Consider the following 23,596-nt stretch of genomic DNA (forward strand, 5'->3'; position numbering starts at 1 on the left):
TTCCGTAATCTTCTACTTTTGATTAATTAATTTCAAAACTTCTGCTTTGAATTTGTCGCCGCGGTCTTCATATCCATTGAACAAGTCAAAACTTGCACAACATGGTGATAACAATACCGTGTCACCTTCTTCTGCCAATTGTGAACAAACTTTAACAGCATCTTCCATACTCGATGTGTCATAGATTTGCTCTTTATCATTTTTAAAAAAGTCGATAATCTTTTGATTGTCAACACCTAGACAAACAATAGCTTTCACTTTTTTCTTCACCAATTCTTCAATCTCGGTGTAGTCGTTGCCTTTATCTTTTCCACCAACAATCCAAATCGTCGGCTGCTTCATACTTTCTAAAGCGAAGTAAGTTGCATTAACATTGGTTGCCTTGCTATCGTTGATGTATCTAACGCCACGCACCTCGGCAACATTTTCTAATCTGTGTTCAACCGCCTGGAAAGTCATTAGCGAATTGCGAATACTTTCATTACTGATATTCAATAATTTACCAGCAATACTCGCCGCTAGACTATTCGCAACATTGTGTTTTCCCATCAATGAAAGCTCGTCGATTTTCATTTCGAAATGCTCATCAACATTCACAACAATATTAGAATCAGTTGCATAAGCACCATATTCCAATTTCTCGGTCATTGAGAATGGCACTTTATTAACTTTAAGATCTAGCCTTTCCAAAATCTTTTGGCTCATTTCATCATCTTTATTATAGATGAAAAAGTTTTGCTGATCTTGGTTTTCGGTAATTCTGAATTTCGCTAAAGCATATTCTTCGTAATTGTAATTGTATTGATCCAGATGGTCTTTTGACAAATTCAACAATAATGAAATGTATGGTCGAAACGTCTGGATATCATCTAATTGGAAACTAGAAACTTCCAAAACATAATAATCGAAACTTTCTTCCGCCACTTGTTTTGCAAAGCTTTTTCCGATGTTACCACCAAGCCCAACATTGAAGCCGTCTTCTTTTAAAATGTGATAAATTAAAGACGTTGTTGTTGTTTTACCATTACTTCCTGTAATCGCAACAATTTTAGCATCCGTAAATTCTGACGCAAATTCTATCTCCGAAGACAATCTAATGCCTTTGTTTTTGATTTTAAGAACGATGTCCGCTTTTTTGGGGATTCCAGGACTTTTGATAATCCAATCCGCCGAAAGAATGCGCTCTTCCGTATGCTGACCTTCTTCGAAGTCAACACCTAAGTCTCTTAACTCGTCCTTATAGTTGTCGCGAATCTCGCCCATGTCGGAAAGGAATACATCGAAACCTTTCTTTTTCGCCAAAAACGCAGCTCCAACGCCACTTTCGCCTCCGCCTAAAATAACTACTTTCATATTCAAGTTGTGTTATCTGATTTTGAGTGTTATCAAACAAATAATTGCTAACAACATTCCCAAAATAATTGCTCTGTTTACAATTTTGCTCTCGTGGTAACCTTTCTTCTGATAATGATGGTGCAAAGGCGACATCAAAAACAGACGGTTATTTTGAGCATATTCTAAACCGTATTTTCTTTTTCTATATTTAAAAACAATCACCTGCAGCACGACAGAAAGATTCTCTACCAAGAAAATTCCGCAAAGCACAGGGATTAATAATTCTTTTCTTAAAATAATTGCCAAAACAGCGATTACTCCACCCAACATCAAACTTCCGGTATCTCCCATGAAGACCTGTGCCGGATAGGTATTGTACCAAAAAAATCCAATGACTGCACCAACTAAGGCTAGCGCAAAAATTGTGGTTTCGCCCATATTTGGGAGGAACATAATATTGAGATAATCGGCAAAAATAATATTACCCGACAGGTAAGCCAAAAATGCCAAAGTCAGCAATATGACGGTACTGGTTCCGGCGGCTAGTCCATCGATTCCATCAGTGATATTGGCACCATTGGATACGGCCGTTACAATGAAAATAACAATTGGGATAAAAACTACCCAAGACCACTCGTGAGCATCTTCTGGACTCATCCAAAACAAAATCCCCGAATAGTCGAATTCGTTATTCTTTGTGAAAGGTACCGTCGAAACAGGAATTCTCTCCTCTGGCATAAAGTTTTTTTCAACATTGTTACGGTTGACAACTTTAGCATCAGAATATTTTCTTTTAACCTCAACATCTGGATGAAAGTACATCGTAATACCGACAATCAGCCCCAAACCAACTTGTCCTATAACCTTGAATTTCCCTTTTAATCCGTCTTTATTTTTTTTAATCTTTTTTAAATAATCATCTAGGAAGCCAATTGCGCCCATCCAAAAGACTGAAACAATCAACAAAACAATGTATACATTTGTAATCCTGGTAAACAAAAGCACTGGAATAATGGTCGCAACAATAATAATAATTCCGCCCATTGTTGGTGTTCCTTCTTTTTGTTTTTGACCTGCTAAACCCAAATCTCTAACCAATTCGCCCATTTGCTTTTTGCGCAAATAGTTGATGATTTTCTTCCCATACGCCAAAGCAATAATCAGTGAAAATAATACAGCCATTGCCGCTCGAAACGAAATGTATCGAAACAAGTTCATCCCCGGAATATGGATGCCATGACTGATGAAATATTCGTTTAGGTAGTATAACATAATATTTTTAGTTTTTGGTTCTTGGTTTTTAGTTTTTGGACTTCTAAGATTCCTTAGCTAAAAACCTATTCCAATTTTATTTTCCCATTAATTTGTACAACTCTGTGATAACTTCCTTGTCATCAAAATGATGTTTGACACCATTAACTTCCTGATAAGTCTCGTGACCTTTCCCAGCCACCAAAATAATGTCTTTTGGTTCCGAAAACTTGATAGCCATTTTAATGGCTTCTTTACGATCGGGCACCGAAATATATTTGTTAAAATTTTGAGGCTCAACACCAGATTCAATTTCTTTGATAATCGCAGTTGGATCTTCAGTTCTTGGATTATCGGATGTGATGATCGCCAAAGTTGCTTTTTGCGACGCAATTTTTCCCATCTGTGGACGTTTGCCGTGATCTCTGTCGCCGCCGCAACCAAAGACACAAATCAATCTTTCATTTTTGGTGCGGATTTCGTTAATGCTGTCCAAAATATTTTCTAAAGCATCTGGCGTGTGCGCATAATCGACAACGAAGAAAATCCCGCTATCAGATTTCATCGTTTCGAAACGACCATTAACACGTTGAAGTTTTGAAATCGCTTGTAAAATTTCATCCTCTTCCATTCCCAATTCTGTCGCAATACCAAACGCCAACAGTAGATTATAAACATTGAACTTCCCTGTTAAAGTTGTCCAAAATTCTTTACCATTAAAATTTAACAACATTCCATTGAAATCCACTTCCAATAATTTTCCGTGGAAATCTGCCATCGTCTTCATCGCGAAAGACTTTTTAGTTGCTTTGGTATTTTGCAACATCACACTTCCGTTTTTATCATCTGCATTGGTAATCGCAATGGCACCAACTTCTAACTCATCAAAAAATCTTTTCTTGGCTTGAATATAGTTTTCGAAAGTTTTGTGATAGTCCAAATGGTCTCTCGTGATATTCGTGAAACCTGCAATTTTAAAATGCAAACCTTCGATACGATCTTGCACAATGCCATGAGAACTTACTTCCATAAAAGCATATTCGCAACCTTTGTCAACTGCTTTCGCCAACATTTCGTTAAGGCGAATAACATCTGGCGTTGTATGTGTACTTGGGATAACCTCATCAGCAATGCGATATTCCACGGTTGAAATAAGCGCTGATGGATAACCCAAATTTTTAAAAATATCAAATAACAAAGTTGTTACAGAAGACTTTCCGTTAGTTCCTGTAACACCAACTAAGTTTAATTTTTTAGATGGATTGTCGTAGAAGTTTGAAGCTAAATGCCCTAAAGCTTTCGACGAATCTTTTACTAAAATATAAGTAACACCTTCGTTAATCGTTTCTGGCAAAACTTCGCAAACTACAGTCGTTGCACCTTTTTCAATCGCCGAATTAATAAATGAATGTCCATCTGCAACCACACCTTTAATAGCAACATACAAAGCATTTTCAACAGCTTTTCTACTGTCAAAAACCAACACAGAAACCTCTTTGTCCAAAGTTCCTTTAGTTTCTAAAACCGTGATGTTTGCTAATAATTTTTCTAAATTCATTTTCAATTCGTTATTTCTGTAAAGTCAGATATATTCTTTGATTTTTACCAATTGTTGCTCCTGCAGTTGGGAATTGTTCCAATATTTTTCCAACACCTTTGAAGTCTACACGATAACCCAAATTCTCCAATTGCGGAATTGCATTTTTACCAATCATCCCAACAACGTTTGGCATTTGCTTATTCTCCACCAAAATTTTTCTGTCTGGCTCAATCATCTTGTCAAGCTTAACTGGATGCTCCACCAACATTTCCTTTTCCACATTAAGTGGTGTTTTCAAAAATGTTTTACCAGCAATCTCTTTAAAAACAGGCGCCGAAACCGAACCACCATAAAATCCTTTTGATGTATCTGGCTGGTTAATCATGACGATACATGTATATTTTGGGTTGTCGGATGGATAAAAACCAGCAAAAGAGGCTTGGTATTTTCTTGGTCCTGGCTTCCAATATTCGAATCTTGCCGTCCCTGTTTTACCAGCGATTTTAAGATTTGGGGTATAGATACTTTTCGCAGTTCCTTTTTCTACAGCTTTGGTAAGCGCATCCGTCATCATTTTTATCGCTTTGTCTGACGCCATTTTATTTACCAAAACTTCTGGTTTAGCATCATACAGTACTTTTCCGTCTTTCATCACTTTATCGATGAAAAGCGGTTTCACCATTTTACCATGATTTGCAACACCATTATAAAACGTTGTCAATTGCAACAAGCTAAAACTTGACGAATAACCATACGCCAAAGATGCTAAAGTCGCCTTGTTCCAACGCTTACTTTTTGGTGTCTGGATAGATGGTTTTGCGATTCCTGGAAGTTCGATATCCATTTTGTCAAACATCTTCCATCTTCTCCAGTGATCCAAAAACACTTCAGGTTTGTCAGCATAATGTGACGTAATAATTTTAGCTGCACCAACATTACTTGACTTTGCTAAAACATCACTAACATCATAAGTTCCGCCACCGTGACCATCTGTAATTAACTGTCCCGCATACGTCCAGCTACCATTTCCGATATTTACCTTTGTATTTTCGTCCACAAATCCGTCATCCATCGCTGCCAAAATTGACATCGTTTTGATGATAGATCCTGGTTCTTGCGCATCTTTAACAGCGTAATTGTACGCATCAACATAAACGCCAGGTTCGGTTCTGCGAAGATTAACCAACGCACGAACTTTCCCAGTTTGGGTTTCCATAACGACAACACAACCATGGTCTGCATCGAAATTAATCAACTGATTTTCTAAAGCGGTATGCGCAATATCCTGAATTCTCAAATCCAAAGTCGTGTACACATCTTCACCATCAACAGGTTCTTGAACTTTCCAATAATCGATTGGTTTCCACTGTGATGCATTAATTCTTTGTTCCAGACGTTTGCCATCTGTACCTGTCAAATATTTACTAAAAGCACCTTCTAGTCCAGACTTTCCATTTTCGTTATCTGCTCCAATTGTACCAGCACCAATTTGTGTTGTTGCAAGCTCTCTTTTAAAGTTTCTATCTACGATAAAACCTCCTCTATTTTTACCTTTGTTAAAAATTGGGAAGTTTCGGATTCTGTCGTACTCGTCAAAGTCAAGTCCTTTCGCTAAAGCGTAATATTGATTTTTCTTCTTCTTTTGCTCATCGAATTTTGCACGGAAATAACTTCTCGGCTTATCAAACATTACCGCCAAAGAATCTGTTAATTCTCCAATGTTATTTTGATAAATGGTATCGCGCATCGTTTTGAAATCCAAATAGATATCATAACGCATCACGGTTGTTGCCAAGATAGAACCATCCGCAGCATAAAGATTTCCACGAGCGGCTTTTAGCGTTGCTTCGCGGTAATTTTTGTTGATATAGTTATTCTGAAACTCCTCAACATTGGTATTTTGCAAAATAAGAATACGAATCAAAAATATCGTAAAGAGACCAAAAGCTACCAATGCAAAAAGGTAGCCCCATCTCAACGCTTTGGAACGCTTCTTTTCGTAATCATTGTTTTCTTTTGACATCTGTGCTATCTAGTTTTATAAGGAGTTTCATTGGGTGACTTTCTAAGGTCATTAGTGAGTCGCTCAACATTTCTTTCCCTAATTCTGATTCTAATTTTATCTTAATCAATCTACTTTGCGCGTAGGCATTTCGTGATTTATATTCTTCTGTTTCCTCTTTTAATTCGTTAACGCGTTCGATTTTTTTACCAACCAAGTGGTTGCTGTAGATCATCACCATTAACAATCCGAAGACCATCAAAAAATATTTGTAATGAACTGTAACCTCATCACGATTAAGAAAATTCCCCTTGATGATGTCCATCACGGTTAACTTCTTTTTTGGTCGGTTAAGGTTTCTTTTAGCCAATTCTAAATTTCTATTTTATTTAAACTTTACTTCCTATTCTCATTTTCGCACTTCTAGCACGAGAATTTTCTTCAATCTCCTTATCATCAGGAATAATAGCTTTGGTTTTTATCAAGTCAAATGACTTTTTAAAATTTCCATATATATCGCGTTCTGGCTCACCTTCGAACATTCCGTTTTTCAAAAATCTTTTCACCAAACGATCTTCTAAAGAATGGTAAGAAATCACTACCAAACGACCTTCTGGTTTTAAAATTTTATAAGACTGAAGCAGCATTTCCTTCAACACATCCAACTCCTGATTCACTTCAATTCTTACCGCTTGGAAGACTTGCGCAAAAAATTTGTTGCTCTTATGCGATGGTATATAACTGAAAATATCTTTCAGATCCTGCGTTGTTTCAATCAGTTTATTTTTGCGATGGTGGACAATTTGGCGCGCTAACTTTCTCGCTTCGCGTAATTCACCATAATAATAAAAGATGTCCGCAAGCTGCTCTTCTTCATATTCGTTAATAACCTTCTTCGCGTCAAGACCTTGCATCACATTCATTCGCATATCCAAAGGCGCATTGCTACGAATTGAAAATCCACGATCAGCTTCATCAAACTGATGCGAAGAAACGCCCAAGTCTGCCAAAATTCCATCCACTTGAGGAACGCCATACATTAACATCGAATTTTCGAGGAATCTAAAATTCTGATTAATCAATGTAAAACGAGAATCATCCAAAGCATTCTTCAAAGCATCCGTATCCTGATCAAAAGAAAACAAACGCCCTTCTGGAGACAACCTAGACAAAATCTCACGAGAATGCCCACCGCCACCAAAAGTGCAATCCACATAGACACCATCTGGATTAGTCACCAAAGCATCTACACTATCTTTTAACAAAACTGGATTATGATACATCGTCATTATTATTATTTCCCATTACTTCTTCCGCCAGACTTGCAAAATCTACAGTCCCAGCGTTGATAATCGCTTCATAAGCTTCTTTATCCCAAAGCTCGAACAATTCGCCAGCGCTCGCAATCACAATATCTTTGCTAAGATTTGCGTAAACCGCAAGATCTTTAGAAATTTGCAATCTTGAGCTAGAGTCAAGTTCGACAACTTTAACACCTGCTGTGAAAATTCTGATAAACTCAACATTTTTCTTCACAAATCTGTTGAGACCATTCACTTGTTGCATGACAGGCTCCCAGTTTTTCTTAGGATAAACTTCAAGACAATCGTTAAATACAGAGCGCTTGACAATAACCGTCTGATCACCAAAGACTTCCAACTGCTTCGCCAGCGAAGTAGGAAGTTTGATGCGACCTTTGTCATCAATTTTACACTCGTATGTTCCGATGAAATGATTCATTTGGGACAAATTTATATAATTTTTTTCCACTTTCTCCCACTTTCTCCCACAATTTTACTTAATGTTTATAACTTTTAACACAAAAAAGCACCTATTTAAAGATTTGATTTTAAACACTTTATCTTAAAAGATGTTATGAAACTATGATAAACCCAAGCTTTTCGGCAAATCCATTACTGATTTGACAAAAAATCGAGATTATAGAAAATTTTAGTTAAACTTTTTTAATATTTTTGAAATAAGACCGTATAAAAACAAAATTTTGTCTTTTATTTGTATTTTTGCAATGCTTATTTGCGAAGCACCTTTATGATATTCAAAAAGAAAAATAGAAAATTCAATTACATCGAAGCTGGTAGCGGACATCCTATGATCCTTTTACATGGATTAATGGGCGGTTTGAGCAACTTTGAAGATACTATTAACTTCTTCTCAGAAAAAGGCTATCAAGTTTTTGTACCCGAATTACCGATATACGATTTACCTGTTCTTAATACCAATCTTACGACAATCGCCAAATTTGTTATTAAATTTATCGAAGATCAAGAGATTACAGAACCTGTAACGATCGTTGGAAACTCGATGGGTGGCCATGTAGGGCTTATCCTTACATTGGCACGTCCTGATCTTGTCAAAAATCTAGTCCTTACAGGAAGCTCTGGCTTGTACGAAAGGACATTTGGTGACAGTTTCCCTAGAAAAAGTGATAAAGATTACATCAGAAAGAAAACTGAAGAAGTATTCTACAATCCCGAAATTGCAACAGACGAACTGGTTGACGAAGTCTTTGACGTTGTTAACGATCGTATGAAAGGCATTAAAACAGTGATGCTGGCAAGAAGCGCCATCAAACACAATATGTTGAATGACCTTCCAAAAATCACTTGTCCAACTTGCCTTATTTGGGGAAAACAAGATAATGTTACACCACCAGAAGTTGCGGAAGACATGCACAAGTTTATTCCAAATTCAGAATTGCATTGGATTGAAGAATGTGGACACGCAGCCATGATGGAAAAGCCAAAAGAATTCAACGAAATTCTTTACGCTTGGTTACAAAAAGTAATGTAAAAACAAAAAATAACAAACCATTAAGAGCACAATATCTTAATGGTTTTTAATTAATAGATTATGCTAATCAAAACAGCGGAATTTGTAAAAAGCAGTGGAAAGTGGCAAGATTGTCCAGATCCAAATTTGCCAGAATATGCTTTTATCGGACGATCAAATGTTGGAAAATCATCACTTATCAATGCAATGATGAACCACAAGGATCTTGCTAAAACTTCACAAACACCAGGAAAAACACAGCTTATCAATCATTTTTTAATTAATGATGAATGGTATTTGACGGATTTACCAGGTTATGGTTATGCAAGAGTTTCGAAAAACACGAGAAAAGATTTTGAAAAATTAATTACCAATTACATACTTAACAGAAAGAACTTGGTTAATCTTTTTGTACTGGTTGATGTCCGCCATACGCCTCAAAAAATCGATTTAGAATTTATGCAATGGTGCGGCGAAAGTGGTATTCCGTTTTCAATTGTTTTTACAAAAGCTGACAAACTAAAGCCAGGAGGAGCGCAACGCAATGTTGACACTTACGAGACCGAACTTCTTAAGACTTGGGAAGAAGCGCCGCAAATGTATATCACTTCTGCTGAAAAAAAACAAGGTGGCGACGAAATCTTAAGCTACATCCAACAAACCAACCAATATTTACAAAAAAATAAAATCCGATTCGACTAATGCTACTTTGGAAAATTAAAGCTTTTGAGGAGATCACAAGAGACGAGCTCTATGCAATCCTAAAAGTTAGACAAGAAGTTTTTATTGTAGAACAAGAAACTTACTATCTAGACACCGACGACACCGATCAAAAGGCGCTTCACATTTGGGCTGAGCTGGACGGAAAAGTCGTGGCTTATTGTCGCGTTTTTGACAAAGGTGTAAAGTATGATGAAACCAGTATTGGTCGTGTGCTAACGCATCCAGAATATCGTGGACTAAAATTGGGACGCACACTGATTGCTTATGCTATTACCTGCATCGAAACACGTTACAAAACTTCGAGCATCAGAATTTCTGCTCAGGATTATTTGATTAAATTTTATGGAGATTTTGGCTTCATCGCGACAGATAACAAGTATCTAGAAGACAATCTTCCGCACACGGAAATGTACCGCATTTAACAAAAAAAAAGAGGTCTAATTCTTTCGAAACAGGCCTCTTCGCAAAAAATGTAAAGTGTGTGTGTATTTTTATGTGTTTTTGGTACAAATTGAATTTTCATCTCTTTGTTGGCACAAATCTACAAGCCTTTGATCAATAAAAAATACGGGAAACCGTAAAATGGAACATTATTTCTAGATAATTCCTAAATCTTTACAAAAAGCAACCAATTGCGCATTGTTGGGAAGATTTAAAGAATCTTTTAAAAGACTAATTCTTTTCTCGATGCTACTTAACCCGAAAGGTTTAATCTGCTTTTCTTCCAGAACTTTCGGCATTTCTTTGACCATAATTCCTTTTGCTAGCAAATCAATTAAACTAATATCGTAATTGCTAAACTCAAAAGTATTCAGCTTTCGTACTGAGTTTTTTAGATCTTCCGAAAAGAAGCGTTCCCCATTTTGAATCGCTTCTAATGCATATTTTAAGTTTTTGGAATCTGATCTTGCTTTCCTTACAAAAGCATCAATATTATAATTTTTAGCCAAACGATCGACAACCCCAGATTTAGTATTGGCAGAAAAAACCAAAAGCTTAAGATTCGACTGTAATTTTTTCGCAGCTTTAATGAGGTCTTCACCACTTTTTAAATCCTGAACATAATGGTCTTCTTCAAAATTTAGATCCGTTATCAAAAGGTCATAAGGCGAATTTTCATCGATAGCATTCCTTAGTTTAGAATAAGCATCATCGCAATAATACACGAAGTCCACGACTGGAACGCCAAACTCCTCCAAGAGCTTCTGCAAGGAAAAATTAGTAGATTCAAAATCTTCTGCGATTAAAACTTTTTTTAACATCATTTTATTTACAATTGATGTGGCACATCGATATCAACCTGAAGCCCGCCTTCGATTGAGGCTTCAAAAATAATTTTTCCTTTTAGATTATAAATACGGTTAACCGTATTCTTGATGCCATTTCCTGAAGTTTTGCCATCCATACCAACGCCATTATCTTTATAGCTAATATTTAGACTCGAATTTTCATTGTTAAATTTCAGAATAACACGCGATGCTTCGCTGTGTTTTCGCATATTAACCAACAATTCCTGAATCACCAAAAAAAGCTGCTCTCTCGCATTTTCGTCAAAACCTTGCCAAACCTCATCGGAATTTCCAACAATAAAAAACTGAATGCTTTCACTTCCGAAAGACCGGATCATATCTGACAGCTTCTCAGCAAAATCTTTTTTAACAAGGTCTTGCTCATCGTAAGAAATATCTCTCGATTTCTCGTACATTTCTTCCAAGGTGTATAGCAGTTTATTTTTGTCCAAAGTATCACTATTTTCAATCTCGGACATCACGCGATATAATCCATTTGCAACAACATCGTGCACTTTTTTGGAAGTAGCGAGGCGATTGGTTTTAATTATATTTTCTGCTTCCAAAGCCAATTTTTGTCGACGTCTTCTATAGAACAGCCAAAACCCAATTAACAATAAAACCGAAAACAAAACAAAACCACCAGTGATATATTGTTGTTTACGAACCTGATACTTTTTTCGGAGATTCTCAATTTTCAGTTGTTCATTTTCGACTTTATTTTTTTCACCCTCATATCGAATCAATGCAAACTGATTGCGCGCCGCCGCTGTTGACAAATGTAAGCTATCGTCAATATGATGGAATTCGTCAAAATACAATTTAGAATCTTTAATCTTTCCCGCACTAATCATTTTTTGCAAAGCATCGACTTTGTCTTGTGGCGATTTTAGAATTTTAGCTTTCGCATACATCAAATTTGCAAAATAAAAAGCTGAGTCTTTGTTTCTATCCAAATAATAATCGGACAAATAACAATAACCAGCATCTAAGCCCCAATCATCTTTTCTATCTTCACAAATTTTAATGCCATTATCAAATAATTTTCGAGGATTAAATGTAGAATCCAAGTGATATTTGCTGCGTACATAATTCATCAAAACTCTGGGATAAGTATCGTCTTTATCGGAAATACCTTGTAAGAGTTCTTCGTAAATAAGATTCGATTCTTTGTATTTTTTTTGATTAAAATAAGTGTTGGCAAGATTGCTACGAAGCATAAGTTGCTCTTCTTTATCTTTGGAAAACGAAAGTGCCTTTTCATAAAAACGAATTGAATTATCATAGTCTTTCAACTCATTAGAAACAACACCCAAACTATTATAATTACTAGCAAGAAAGCTAAAATGTGCTGTGTCTTTTTCTTTTAAAAAAGTTAAAGCCATAAGACTCGTCTCCATACTTCCGAAGTTGTCACTAGACTCTTCTTGGATAATCGCCATATTGACAAGACTTTTGGCAGCACCAAAACTGTCATTGTTTTTTATAAACAAATCCTTGGCTTCGTTTAGGTAGAAGAATGTGCTATCTTTCTGTCCTTTGTCAAAGAAAGTCCACGCTTTATCGTAAAACGGATTATCTTTTTTATCTGTAGCGGAATCCTTTGCAGATTGGTTGCATGCCAGCAATAAAAAAAGACTTAAAAGCAGTAAAATTTTAGAATACAATCGGCTTTTGTTTAGCAGTTAAAAATACGAATTCTTTTTAGGATAAATATGTATTTTTGTAACGACAAATGTACGTAGCAAAAATGGCGATTGAAACTTTGCAAAGATATCTTCCCGAAAATAGTTTAGGATTTCTTAAGCTCTGGTTTGCAGAACACTACATTCACATAAAAATTACCAAAAACCGGAATTCCAAACTTGGTGATTATCGCAAAATGCCAGACCAATCGCATACGATTACAATTAATTCGACTCTAGAACCGAATCTTTTTTTCTTCGTTTTGACGCATGAGCTGGCGCATCTTATCGCTTTTGAAAAATATGGACGACGAATTGCAGCACATGGCACCGAATGGAAAACGACTTTCGCCAACATGCTTCTAGAAAGTTTGGAAGTCTATCCAGCTGATTTGCAAATTATTTTGAAAAAGTTTTCAAAAAGTCCGAAAGCCAACTTTATGTCAAGTTCGGATTTGGTTAGGTATTTTAACTTTGATAAACTTGAAGAGCATGAAGCTTTTGTAGAATCTTTAGAAGTCGGAGACACTTTTAGATATCGAGAAGAAGCCTACAAAATCGAAGAAAAAAGAAAAAAGCTATATCTTTGCACCAACTTCAAAAATGGTAAAAAATATTTATTTAAACCATTAGCAAGAGTTCAAAAATTTTAGGATATGAACAATCATTATTGTGTTATTATGGCAGGCGGCATCGGAAGTCGTTTTTGGCCAATGAGCACAAAAAAATTTCCGAAGCAATTTCAAGATATCTTAGGTGTTGGCAGAACAATGATTCAGCAAACCTATGATCGTATTAGCCAGATTATTCCAAACGAAAATATATTTGTCATTACCAATGCTGAGTACACCGAACTTGTGGAGCAACAACTTCCTCAAATCTCAGCAGAAAATATTGTTGGCGAACCTGTAATGAAAAACACAGCTGCTTGCAACATTTATATGGCTAAAAAAATACAAGCCATTAATCCAAAAGCCAAAATGATTGTCCTTCCTGCTGATCATTTAATCTTGAACGAAACGACTTTCCTTAAAAAAGTTGAATATGCTTTCAGTGTTATCGAAAGCAAGGATTACTTGGTGACTCTTGGTATTACACCGACACGTCCTGACACCGGATATGGTTATATTCAATTTATCAAAAATGATAAAGAAGAAATTTCAAAAGTTAAAACCTTTACAGAAAAACCAAGTTTAGAAATTGCAAAAGCCTTTTTAGAATCTGGAGATTTCCTTTGGAATGCAGGGATTTTCATTTGGTCAGCTAAAAGTATTATTTCTTCTTTTGAAAAATTCTTGCCAGAGATGAATCATCTTTTTGACAGCTGCGATTACAATGCTAAAAATGAAAAAGAATGCATCGCTCTTATTTATCCAAAAATTAATAAAATCTCTATTGATAATGGTATTTTGGAAAAGGCAAATAATGTCTATGTCATTCCCTCAAACCTTGGCTGGAGTGACCTTGGAACTTGGACGTCAGTCTATACCAACGCTCAGAAGAATGACGAAAACAATGCAATTAATTCTAAAAATGTATTGACTTATAACTCAAAAGGTAATGTTATCCGTGTTAAAAATCAAAACAAAGCGGTTGTGATCGATGGTCTCAAAAACTATATTGTTGTCGATACGGACAAAGCATTGTTAATTTGTCCACGCGATCATGACCAACTCATCAAAGATTATGTGCTTGATCTTAAAAATCTAAAAAAAGGAGAACGCTTCATGTAAACTTTTTTCAAAATATTATTAAAATGCTTTAGAAATTCTAAGGCATTTTTTTGTGAATTGATGTTTGTGATTAAATATTTACTAACTTTAATAAAAACAAACACCAATGCTGACAAAAATCTATGGAAGCACCATTCATGGTGTTTCTGCCATTACAATTACCATTGAAGTTAATGTCGACCAAGGCGTCGGCTATCATCTTGTTGGTCTTCCTGACAACGCTATTAAAGAAAGTAGTTACCGAATTTCGGCAGCTTTAAAAAATGTTGGCTACAAACTTCCTGGCAAGAAAATTACCATCAACATGGCACCAGCGGATCTTCGAAAAGAAGGCTCTGCCTACGATTTGAGTATTGCGATTGGTATTCTTGCTGCGTCTGGAATGATAAATGGAGAAAATGTCAGCAACTACATTATCATGGGTGAGTTATCTTTGGATGGTGGATTGCAAGCTCTGCGCGGCGTTCTACCAATCGCCATCAAAGCACGCGAAGAGGGTTTCAAAGGGATGATTCTTCCAATTCAAAATACACAGGAAGCAGCCATTGTTGATAATCTTGATGTTCTTGGTGTCGAAAATATAAAAGATGTCATCGACTTTTTCAATGGAGAAAAAACGATTGAACCCACAATTGTTGATACTCGAAAACAGTTTAATGAAAAAATCACTAATTTTCCTTTTGACTTTTCTGAAGTTAAAGGTCAAGAAATGGCAAAACGCGCCATTGAAGTTGCTGCCGCTGGCGGACATAATATTATTCTAATTGGTCCTCCTGGCAGTGGCAAAACGATGCTTGCAAAACGTGTCCCAAGTATTCTTCCGCCTTTAACTTTGCGAGAAGCCTTGGAAACCACAAAAATCCATTCGGTGGCAGGGAAGATGGGAGCAGAAACCTCACTAATGACCATTCGTCCTTTTCGGTCGCCGCATCACACGATCTCCGACGTGGCCCTAGTCGGCGGCGGCACAAATCCACAACCTGGCGAGATATCTTTAGCACACAATGGTGTTTTATTTTTGGACGAAATGCCAGAATTTAAACGAAGTGTTCTCGAAGTGATGCGCCAACCTTTGGAAGACCGAGAAGTTACGATTTCGAGAGCGCGATTTACTGTCAATTATCCTGCAAGTTTTATGCTGGTGGCTAGTATGAACCCAAGTCCTTCTGGTTATTTCCCAGATGATCCGAACAATACCTCATCAGTCACCGAGATGCAGCGTTATATGAACAAACTTTCTGGACCTTTGTTGGACAGAATCGACATTCATGTGGAAATTCCAAAAGTTGAATTCGAGCAACTATCAGACAAACGGAAAGGCGAAATTAGTGAAACCATCCGTGAGCGTGTGATCCAAGCACGTGAAATTCAATCCAAAAGATTTGAAACTGAAAGCATTAATTACAACGCTCAAATGCCTCCAAAACTAATCGAAAAACATTGTCAACTTGATGAGGCTTCACAAAACCTCATCAAACTAGCGATGGCAAAACTTAACCTTTCAGCAAGAGCTTTTGATAGAATTTTAAAAGTTTCGAGAACGATTGCTGATCTTGAAGCCTCTGATAACATTAAAAGCCATCACATTTCTGAGGCCATCCAATACAGAAGTCTCGACCGCGAATTTTGGAATGCTTAGCTTTAGTTTTCTAGTTTAGATTTTAAAACAGAAATTCTATTGATGATTGGCAATGCGAAAATGCCGCTTTTCTGCAAATAAAGTTCATAGAATGTTTTTGCTTTTTCGGCAAAGTCAAGGTTTTCGGTTTTGTTAAAATGAAACTGAAAAACATTTCCCAACATTTCATAGTAATCCACGTGATCACGCTCTTGACGTTCGTTAACCAAATCTATAATTTCGGAAGTTGACATTGCTGATAAGGTTTTAAAATCAAATTTAAAAATATCCTTCATCAGCGAGTCAAAATCCAAATCTTTTTGCATCAAACTTTCGTCAGGTTTTCCCAACAAAATCTTTTCTAAAGCTTGTGTCAGTTGTCGAATTAATCGAATGGTAAAATCTTTATCTTGAATCATTTTATTAAAATTTAAGCAAAAAATAAATAAGCGAGAATAATGGAAGTAATAATTCCGACCAAATCTGCGAGAAGCATTGCAATGACAGTATATCTTGTATTTTTAACAGCTACTGCTCCAAAATAGACTGCAATAACATAGAATGTCGTATCGGAGCTTCCTTGCAATACAGCAGCTAATTTTCCTTGGAACGAATCAGCACCGAAAGTTTGCATAGTATCGACCATCATTCCTCGTGCGCCTGAGCCAGAAAGAGGTTTGATTAAAGCCGTTGGAAGTCCATCGACAAATCGAGTATCGGCGTTTAATGCATTAGCAACCCATTTCATTCCATCAATAATCACATCGAAAACGCCCGAAGTTCTCAACAACGAAATCGCGATAAGCATTCCTACCAAATATGGAATAATCTTTACGCAGGTTGTAAAGCCTTCTTTTGCGCCATCGATAAAGGCGTCAAAAACATTTATCTTTTTATAAAGAGCACCAAGGACAATTGCCAAGAAAATAAACAAGATAAGTCCATTGCTGACAATTTTGCTAAAGGTGTCTAATTCTTCTTTTGAAAGACGAACCAAATAGGCAACCAGAAGTCCAATAATTGCAGAAATTCCACCAACATATGCAATAACGATTGGCTGTAGAAGATTTATCTTTTGGTAAATAGAAACAACAATCATTGCCGCCAATGTTGCTGCAAAAGTAGCAATCATACAAGGCAGAAAAATATCTGTCGGTGTATGCGAACCCATTGATGCCCGAATCGCTATAATAGAAACAGGAATAAGCGTCATTCCTCCAGCGTGGAGACACAAAAACATAATTTGTGAATTACTTGCTGTGTCTTTATTTGGATTAAGACTTTGGAGACTTTCCATTGCTTTTAGTCCAAAAGGCGTCGCAGCATTATCCAAACCAAGAAGATTGGCACTAAAATTCATCAACATGTGACCAAAAGAGGGATGGTTTTTGGGAATTTCAGGGAATAATTTAGAGAAAAAAGGTTGTATTAATCGGCTCAAAAGGTTGATTCCGCCCGCTTTTTCTGCAATACTCATAAAACCCATAAAAAGCGTCATAATTCCAATTAAACCCAAGCAGATTTTAACGGCAGTTTCAGAAGTCCCTATAACACCATCGGTCTCTTGAATTCTGTACACTTGTACATTTTGTTTTAGAGAATCGGTTTTATAATGAATTCTATTTTCCTCAAATTTTAAATCCTTGCTAAGTCCAGCCTGTATCTGTGGAGAAAAAGCTTGCATTGGTTTTTTATCAATCTGCACCGTATCGCCGCCTTTCCCAACAACCATGTCATTGAAAATATTTTCATAATTGTGGGAAGAAATAAATTTTATACTCGCAATAGTAATGGCTATTAAGATAAATGCCGACCAAATTCTGCTAAGAACCATTTAATTTTAATTTTAGTAAAAATAGGTATAATCTTGTTTGAGAATGTACAAAGATATATAAGATACGAACAAAAGAAAATAAATATTTAATTATTAAACGCATTACTTTCATATCGATACAGCTTTTTACAACAAAACCTTGTTCATGCAATCCAATATTTTTATTTAGAAAAAAAGCTACCAACACTTAGTCTACTAAATAGATATTTTTGGAATTGAATATCCGTTAAATGCCTAAGCGATATTTTTTAATAACAACTTACCTTTGGCTATGTCGAATCTAAGATTTTCAACTGTGACACAATCGTTGACAATCAAGTATTTAACATTTTCATTATTGAATTTTATTCAGGATTTTGCTTTTCATTAAAGGTCAGAATTTTCCATCTTGAAATATTAGAGTGATAATAAAATTCTTGCAATAGCACTACAAAACAAGCGGCAAACACCGCATGACAAAATTCATTATTTTTATTTATTCTAAATAAATATATTTGCAACAAATAACAATATATGCTTAAGAGAACTTTATTATTAGCGTCAATCACAATTTATGGATTGTCGAATTCACAATGTACTCCAACTGTTGCGGGGCAAAAAACTGGTGATGTTGGTTGCGTCCAACTTACCTATCAAAATAAAACTGTTTATTACAAAACTGTAAGAGCCGCTGATGGAAACGAATGGTTGCAACAAAATCTAGGCAGCTCTAAAGTTGCTGAACAAATTTCTGACAAGGATGCTTATGGCGACTATTTCCAATATGGGCGTTGGGATGATGGACACCAATTAGCAACTTCAAAAACTTCAGAGGACTATCCTACACCTAACAACCCAAAAGGTCTCGGTGCTGGCACACCAATATTCTATATCAACGGAGGCACGCCTTGGGCTCAAAATTATACGGGTTGGTGGGCAAATCCATTGCAAAATGACAGTTGGACAGCTAAAAATGTAACCGAACTAACTGACCACAATGGTATTGACCCTTGCAAAGCGATAGGCGACAACTGGGAAATGCCATCAGAAACTGATTGGGACATCGTTATGCAAAAAGAGCTGATTTTCCCAAAGCCAACAGGCGCAACAAATAACGGAATGACTAGAGCTTTTGAAAGCAACCTAAAAATAGCAGGTGCAGGATCACGAAAAGATGATGGTTGGGCTTTTGTAGATTCTCGAGCTTATCTATGGACAAAATCGCCAAGCACAAATCCTAACTTCTACCGATATGCTTATCTAGGATCGGCAACAACAAGCACAACAGGTTTTGGTGGTGATGCAAAAAGCTTTGGATACTCGGTAAGATGTGTTAACAAATCGAAAAATCTAGGATTAGATTTAGAAAATAAAAATACAAGCCTGAAGATTGTTCCAAATCCTGCACAAAACAACATCCTAATTTCAACGTCAGATAAGGTGTCAAGTGTAGAAATTTTTAACCTTCTAGGTCAAATCCTAATCACTGAAAAGAATACAAATATTAATATTTCAAAACTACAGACAGGAACTTATTTCGTAAAGATAAAATTACAGAACGGAACAGCTGTAACACAAAAACTTATAAAAAACTAAACCAACACTATATTATTATTCTCTTAAATAGACCAAATGCTCATCGAGTGTTTGGTCTAAACTTTCCAGAATAACTGCATTCTCGGTTTTCTTTTGAAGTTCTTTGATAAAAAAGCTGGTTTCGAAAAACTGACGATGGATCCCAGGCAACATACTCATAAAGTATTGAAGTCCAACATCATTATTATGTTTATCCATCATCGTTTCCAGAGGTTTGTTTGGAAAAAGTTCTTCATGCAAATCAGTCAGTTTTCGACACCATTTTTCAGATTTTTCAGGAGAAGAAATTTTGCAGAAATACATCATAATAAGGCAAACCCAAAACGAATGCCGAAAAGCATTACCTGCACCATTTGTTGAACTTGTTTCGGGATATAGTTTTTTAGCAATATTAAAAGCTCTAAAACTCGCATAGAAATACAAAATCGAAAACAAGGGATGACAAATTCCGATTTTAAAAACAACGACAATCTTCTTAAAAGACAACGTCCGAAGTGCATTAAAAAAAATACTTACAAACTTCCTCATACAAAAAACTCTCACTTTCGTGAGAGTTATATTTTAAGCGTGTGTCAATAATTTTATCGTTTTGGCAAGCACTTCTTTAACCTCGGTTCGTTTAACAATAAAATCTACAAAACCTTTCTCTTGTAAGAATTCTGCTGTTTGGAAACCTTCTGGCAAATCACGTCCAATTGTTTCGCGGATAACACGAGGTCCTGCAAATCCAATCAAAGCGCCAGGCTCTGCAATAATAATATCTGCTGTCATCGCAAAAGACGCTGTTACACCACCAAAAGTTGGATCAGTAAGATAAGCGATATATGGAAGACCAGCATTTGACAACTGCGCCAATTTAGCTTGTACTTTCGCCATTTGCATTAAAGAATAAGCTGCTTCTTGCATACGCGCACCACCTGACTGACAAATAATCATAAAAGGCAGTTTGTGCTTCATAGCGTAATCGATCGCTCTTTTAATTTTTTCGCCCATTACAGAACCCAAAGATCCTCCAATAAACGCGAAATCCATACAAGAAACCACCATTTCTACACCATTAACTTTTCCAGTTCCGTTACGCAAAGAATCGTTAAGCTTAGTTTTAGCCTTTACTTCTTTAAGACGATCAGTATAAGCTTTTGTATCTTTAAATTTAAGAATATCAACACTTTCTACATTAGCATCAAGTTCTTCATACTTTTGGTCATCAAATAAAATATCAAAATATTCTCTACTTCCGATTCTTACATGGAAACCATCTTCTGGCGAGACATAATTGTTCGCTTTTAGCTCTTCAGCTTCGATAATTTTCCCTGTCGGAGTCTTATGCCATAGACCTTTAGGAAGATCTTTTTTGTCCTCAGTAGAGGTTGTAATATTTTGCGCTTTTCTTTTAAACCAATCAAATGCCATTATATCTGTATTTATGTAGAATGTATTATGCAACATGTACAAATCAAAAGCGTTTTAATTGCTCTTTACTTTGTACATTTTACAAATTTATTAAAGTGTATTGACGTTGTTAAGATCTTCGAAAGCTTGCACCAAACGAGTAGAGAAAGTATCTTCACCTTTTCTCAACCATACTCTTGGATCGTAGAATTTCTTGTTAGGAGATTCTGGACCGTCTGGGTTACCAATCTGAGTTCTCAAATAGTCAATTTTTCCTGTCATATAATCTCTCACTCCTTCAGTATAAGCAAACTGAAGATCTGTATCGATATTCATTTTTACAACACCGTAGCTAATCGCCTCACGGATTTCTTCTAGTGTAGATCCTGATCCACCGTGGAATACGAAGTTAACAGGCTTAGCTCCAGTTCCGAATTTCTCTTGTACGTACTTCTGAGAGTTATCCAAGATTTTCGGTGTAAGAACTACGTTACCTGGCTTGTAAACACCGTGTACGTTACCAAATGCTGCAGCAATAGTAAAGTTATCAGAGATTGCTTTTAGTTTTTCATAAGTCAAAGCAACATCTTCTGGCTGAGTGTATAGCAAAGAATTGTCAACGCTAGAGTTATCAACACCATCTTCCTCTCCACCAGTTACCCCGATTTCAACTTCTAGTGTCATACCTAGTTTTGCCATTCTTTTGAAATATTCTGCAGAGATGCTCAAGTTCTCATCTAGAGGCTCTTCAGAAAGATCCAACATGTGAGATGAGTACAAAGACTTACCAGTTTCTTTATAGAAAGCTTCGTTAGCATCCATCAATCCATCAATCCAAGGCAACAATTTCTTTGCACAGTGGTCAGTATGTAGGATAACCGTTGCACCATAAGCTTCAGCCAAAGTGTGGATATGCTTAGCTCCAGCGATAGCACCAAGGATTGCAGCTTTTTGTCCATCGTTAGAAAGTCCTTTACCTGCATTAAAAGCTGCTCCTCCGTTAGAGAATTGGATAATTACCGGCGCGTTTAGCTTAGCAGCGGTTTCCATAGTTGCGTTAACATTGCTTGATCCAATAACGTTAACTGCAGGAAGTGCAAATTGATTCTCTTTTGCGTAATCAAAAATTTCTGTTACCAAAGATCCTGTGGCTACACCAGCCGGAAACTTTCTACTCATAATTATGTTTTTTAATAGATTTATTTTAGTTTGCTAATTTACGAATTATTCACAAATCCGAATCATGATTTTTTCTAGGGCAATCCCTTGTCAATTTCCGAGGCTTTTGCAGTAGCTAGCAATGCCAAGGTCGGGCTGTCCGCTATATCTTTTCCCTCCGCTCGGTCGGCTCCGCTGCGCTCCGCCGCCTCACTCCGGAAAAAGGATGCCGCTTCCATCCCTATTGCGACAACTTAGTTTCTTTTATCAATTCCCCAAAGCAATTTTTGACGAATCGTTTCGTAGAAGCTAAAATTATTCGGAATAATAAGATTAAGACAGAATTCCCCTTTTTCAAGATAGATTTCATTGCCGATATCCATATAATATAACCTCGAATCCAATGACAAAGTAAACTGCGTTGATCGGCTTTCGACATTCAACGTAATTTTTGCATCATCATTAACAATCAAAGGACGAACATTAAGGTTGTGTGGCGCAATTGGTGTGATAACAAAATTCCCATTAGTCGGCGAAATAATTGGACCACCACAACTCAAAGAATAAGCGGTGGAACCTGTCGGCGTCGAAATAATCAAACCATCGCCCCAAAAGACATTCAGAAAATCATCATTAATATAAGAATCAATTGTGATCATCGAGGTCGTTTCTTGTCGCGACAAGGTTACATCATTCAACGCATACGGAAAATCAATAGAATTAGGTTGTGCCGTCGTTACCTTTATAATACTTCTTTTGCTGATGGTATAGTCACCTTTTAGGATAACATCAATTTCTTTAAAGATTTCCTCTTTTTTAAAATTCGCCAAAAAACCCAATCTTCCCATGTTAATCCCAACAATCGGAATTTCCAACTCTTGGATAAAGGACATCGCGCTAAGGATTGTCCCATCGCCTCCAAAACTGAAAACATAGTCCACGCCTTTAGCCTTTAGATCTTCTTTGGTTCTGAAAGTATCATAACTGCTGGAAAATTTCATATTGGCTGCCATATCAGCTTGCAAGACAATCGGGATATGTCTTTGCTCCAATTCCGAGATAAACTTGTTGAGATACAAGAAGCTATCAAAATCTTTCTTTTGGGAATATATTGCTGCAACCATAGCCTAAAACTCCAAGTATTTTTGGAAAAATCCAAAGCGATCTTTTAACAGATCTTCTTTTTGATCGTTATAAAATTTATTAATCACGGTATATCCAAAACGTTCAAAAGTCTCATCAATAGAGCTAAGATTGTCTTGGCTTATTTTTAAAGTTAATTCGATGTGATCTTCTTTAACAGCCGTTATAAAGCAGCCGTAAAGTTTAGAATTGTTACTTTCGATAATCTTTGCCACTTCCACCATCGAATAATGGAGACTATTAGTTTGCACCGTCAATATGGCGCCAGCTTCCGAAAAGATTGGATATTTCGAAAACTCGCTAAAGATATCATCACAGCAAATATAGCCGAGAAATTTTTCGTCACTATTAATAACTGGGACAACATTGGTATTAAAAGTATGAAACAACTTAATAGAATCCCAAATGTTACTATCTTCCGAAATTGCAAATTTCTCGAAGTGCATCGCAAGACTACCCAACTGTCCTTCTGGACTATCTTCCAAAAAAGATTGACTAAGCGCCCCCATGTGGATGCCCTTCTTTTTT

The 23,596-nt window shown here is 36.4% G+C and carries 23 protein-coding genes; 7 read left to right on the plus strand and 16 right to left on the minus strand.

Going from position 1 to position 23,596, the window contains the following annotated elements:
- Positions 1 to 12 precede the first annotated feature (12 nt).
- The 7 genes from murD to Q1V95_RS13625 all read right to left on the minus strand — a co-directional run bounded on the left by murD (position 13) and on the right by Q1V95_RS13625 (position 7,868).
- Complete coding sequence (gene murD / locus Q1V95_RS13595; protein ID WP_300675030.1) at positions 13 to 1,353, minus strand: UDP-N-acetylmuramoyl-L-alanine--D-glutamate ligase; 1,341 nt, start codon at positions 1,351 to 1,353, stop codon at positions 13 to 15.
- 12 nt (positions 1,354 to 1,365) lie between these two features.
- Positions 1,366 to 2,607: a phospho-N-acetylmuramoyl-pentapeptide-transferase gene (gene mraY, locus Q1V95_RS13600; protein ID WP_300675032.1), complete on the minus strand. Its 1,242-nt coding sequence runs from the start codon at positions 2,605 to 2,607 to the stop codon at positions 1,366 to 1,368.
- 76 nt (positions 2,608 to 2,683) lie between these two features.
- Positions 2,684 to 4,144 carry a UDP-N-acetylmuramoyl-L-alanyl-D-glutamate--2,6-diaminopimelate ligase gene (locus tag Q1V95_RS13605; protein WP_300675034.1) on the minus strand — a complete coding sequence of 487 codons (1,461 nt, stop codon included), beginning with the start codon at positions 4,142 to 4,144 and terminating at the stop codon, positions 2,684 to 2,686.
- Positions 4,145 to 4,154: 10 nt separating this feature from the next.
- The gene (locus Q1V95_RS13610) at positions 4,155 to 6,149 is read right to left on the minus strand and encodes a penicillin-binding transpeptidase domain-containing protein (protein ID WP_300675036.1); all 1,995 of its coding nucleotides are present in this window, start codon (positions 6,147 to 6,149) and stop codon (positions 4,155 to 4,157) included.
- Positions 6,130 to 6,498, minus strand: a complete 369-nt coding sequence (locus tag Q1V95_RS13615; RefSeq protein WP_300675038.1) for an FtsL-like putative cell division protein — start codon at positions 6,496 to 6,498, stop codon at positions 6,130 to 6,132. The genes Q1V95_RS13610 and Q1V95_RS13615 overlap by 20 nt, the downstream gene beginning before the upstream one ends.
- A 19-nt stretch (positions 6,499 to 6,517) precedes the next feature.
- Positions 6,518 to 7,411, minus strand: coding sequence for a 16S rRNA (cytosine(1402)-N(4))-methyltransferase RsmH (gene rsmH, locus Q1V95_RS13620; RefSeq protein ID WP_300675040.1), 894 nt, complete (start codon positions 7,409 to 7,411; stop codon positions 6,518 to 6,520).
- Positions 7,401 to 7,868 carry a division/cell wall cluster transcriptional repressor MraZ gene (locus Q1V95_RS13625; protein WP_300675042.1) on the minus strand — a complete coding sequence of 156 codons (468 nt, stop codon included), beginning with the start codon at positions 7,866 to 7,868 and terminating at the stop codon, positions 7,401 to 7,403. The genes rsmH and Q1V95_RS13625 overlap by 11 nt, the downstream gene beginning before the upstream one ends.
- A gap of 309 nt (positions 7,869 to 8,177) precedes the next feature.
- Between Q1V95_RS13625 and Q1V95_RS13630 the strand changes: the two genes are divergently transcribed.
- Genes Q1V95_RS13630 through Q1V95_RS13640 form a run of 3 tightly spaced genes read left to right on the plus strand, consistent with a single transcriptional unit; the run spans position 8,178 to position 10,063 of the window.
- The gene (locus tag Q1V95_RS13630) at positions 8,178 to 8,939 is read left to right on the plus strand and encodes an alpha/beta hydrolase (protein WP_300675044.1); all 762 of its coding nucleotides are present in this window, start codon (positions 8,178 to 8,180) and stop codon (positions 8,937 to 8,939) included.
- Positions 8,940 to 8,999: 60 nt separating this feature from the next.
- The gene (gene yihA / locus Q1V95_RS13635) at positions 9,000 to 9,620 is read left to right on the plus strand and encodes a ribosome biogenesis GTP-binding protein YihA/YsxC (protein WP_300675046.1); all 621 of its coding nucleotides are present in this window, start codon (positions 9,000 to 9,002) and stop codon (positions 9,618 to 9,620) included.
- Complete coding sequence (locus Q1V95_RS13640) at positions 9,620 to 10,063, plus strand: GNAT family N-acetyltransferase (protein WP_300675048.1); 444 nt, start codon at positions 9,620 to 9,622, stop codon at positions 10,061 to 10,063. The genes yihA and Q1V95_RS13640 overlap by 1 nt, the downstream gene beginning before the upstream one ends.
- A gap of 174 nt (positions 10,064 to 10,237) precedes the next feature.
- Here Q1V95_RS13640 and Q1V95_RS13645 read toward each other — a convergent pair whose 3' ends face one another.
- A complete protein-coding gene (locus Q1V95_RS13645; protein WP_300675050.1) occupies positions 10,238 to 10,906 on the minus strand; it encodes a response regulator in 669 nt (222 codons plus the stop codon).
- A 5-nt stretch (positions 10,907 to 10,911) separates the two neighbouring features.
- Entirely contained in the window at positions 10,912 to 12,558 is a 1,647-nt protein-coding gene (locus tag Q1V95_RS13650; RefSeq protein WP_300675054.1) for a tetratricopeptide repeat protein, read from the minus strand.
- 107 nt (positions 12,559 to 12,665) lie between these two features.
- On the opposite strand from Q1V95_RS13650, the gene Q1V95_RS13655 reads away from it, so the two are divergent.
- The 3 genes from Q1V95_RS13655 (at position 12,666) to Q1V95_RS13665 (ending at position 15,987) form a co-directional block, all read left to right on the plus strand.
- On the plus strand, positions 12,666 to 13,268 hold the full coding sequence (locus Q1V95_RS13655; RefSeq protein ID WP_366143291.1) for a SprT-like domain-containing protein: 603 nt from the start codon (positions 12,666 to 12,668) through the stop codon (positions 13,266 to 13,268).
- A gap of 3 nt (positions 13,269 to 13,271) precedes the next feature.
- The gene (locus tag Q1V95_RS13660) at positions 13,272 to 14,348 is read left to right on the plus strand and encodes a mannose-1-phosphate guanylyltransferase (protein ID WP_300675056.1); all 1,077 of its coding nucleotides are present in this window, start codon (positions 13,272 to 13,274) and stop codon (positions 14,346 to 14,348) included.
- Between the two features lie 106 nt (positions 14,349 to 14,454).
- Positions 14,455 to 15,987, plus strand: a complete 1,533-nt coding sequence (locus tag Q1V95_RS13665; RefSeq protein ID WP_300675057.1) for a YifB family Mg chelatase-like AAA ATPase — start codon at positions 14,455 to 14,457, stop codon at positions 15,985 to 15,987.
- A gap of 2 nt (positions 15,988 to 15,989) precedes the next feature.
- Here Q1V95_RS13665 and Q1V95_RS13670 read toward each other — a convergent pair whose 3' ends face one another.
- Positions 15,990 to 16,385 (minus strand): hypothetical protein, encoded by a 396-nt coding sequence (locus Q1V95_RS13670; protein WP_300675059.1) that lies wholly within the window; start codon positions 16,383 to 16,385, stop codon positions 15,990 to 15,992.
- Between the two features lie 11 nt (positions 16,386 to 16,396).
- Positions 16,397 to 17,800 carry a spore maturation protein gene (locus Q1V95_RS13675; protein ID WP_300675061.1) on the minus strand — a complete coding sequence of 468 codons (1,404 nt, stop codon included), beginning with the start codon at positions 17,798 to 17,800 and terminating at the stop codon, positions 16,397 to 16,399.
- A gap of 513 nt (positions 17,801 to 18,313) precedes the next feature.
- On the opposite strand from Q1V95_RS13675, the gene Q1V95_RS13680 reads away from it, so the two are divergent.
- Complete coding sequence (locus Q1V95_RS13680) at positions 18,314 to 19,375, plus strand: T9SS type A sorting domain-containing protein (protein ID WP_300675063.1); 1,062 nt, start codon at positions 18,314 to 18,316, stop codon at positions 19,373 to 19,375.
- Between the two features lie 15 nt (positions 19,376 to 19,390).
- Here the strand turns inward: Q1V95_RS13680 and Q1V95_RS13685 are convergent, their stop codons facing one another.
- From Q1V95_RS13685 to Q1V95_RS13705, 5 genes are all read right to left on the minus strand, one after another.
- Positions 19,391 to 19,903 (minus strand): hypothetical protein, encoded by a 513-nt coding sequence (locus Q1V95_RS13685; protein WP_300675066.1) that lies wholly within the window; start codon positions 19,901 to 19,903, stop codon positions 19,391 to 19,393.
- A gap of 33 nt (positions 19,904 to 19,936) precedes the next feature.
- Entirely contained in the window at positions 19,937 to 20,788 is an 852-nt protein-coding gene (accD, locus tag Q1V95_RS13690; protein ID WP_300675069.1) for an acetyl-CoA carboxylase, carboxyltransferase subunit beta, read from the minus strand.
- A 90-nt stretch (positions 20,789 to 20,878) separates the two neighbouring features.
- The gene (fbaA, locus tag Q1V95_RS13695; RefSeq protein WP_300675071.1) at positions 20,879 to 21,946 is read right to left on the minus strand and encodes a class II fructose-bisphosphate aldolase; all 1,068 of its coding nucleotides are present in this window, start codon (positions 21,944 to 21,946) and stop codon (positions 20,879 to 20,881) included.
- A gap of 233 nt (positions 21,947 to 22,179) precedes the next feature.
- Positions 22,180 to 23,049, minus strand: coding sequence for an NAD kinase (locus Q1V95_RS13700; RefSeq protein WP_300675073.1), 870 nt, complete (start codon positions 23,047 to 23,049; stop codon positions 22,180 to 22,182).
- 3 nt (positions 23,050 to 23,052) lie between these two features.
- Positions 23,053 to 23,596 (minus strand): CBS domain-containing protein (locus tag Q1V95_RS13705; protein ID WP_300675075.1); only part of this gene is annotated, 544 nt, incomplete at its 5' end.

The sequence above is a fragment of the Soonwooa sp. genome, assembly GCF_030151385.1.
In the GTDB taxonomy this organism is placed as follows: domain Bacteria; phylum Bacteroidota; class Bacteroidia; order Flavobacteriales; family Weeksellaceae; genus Soonwooa.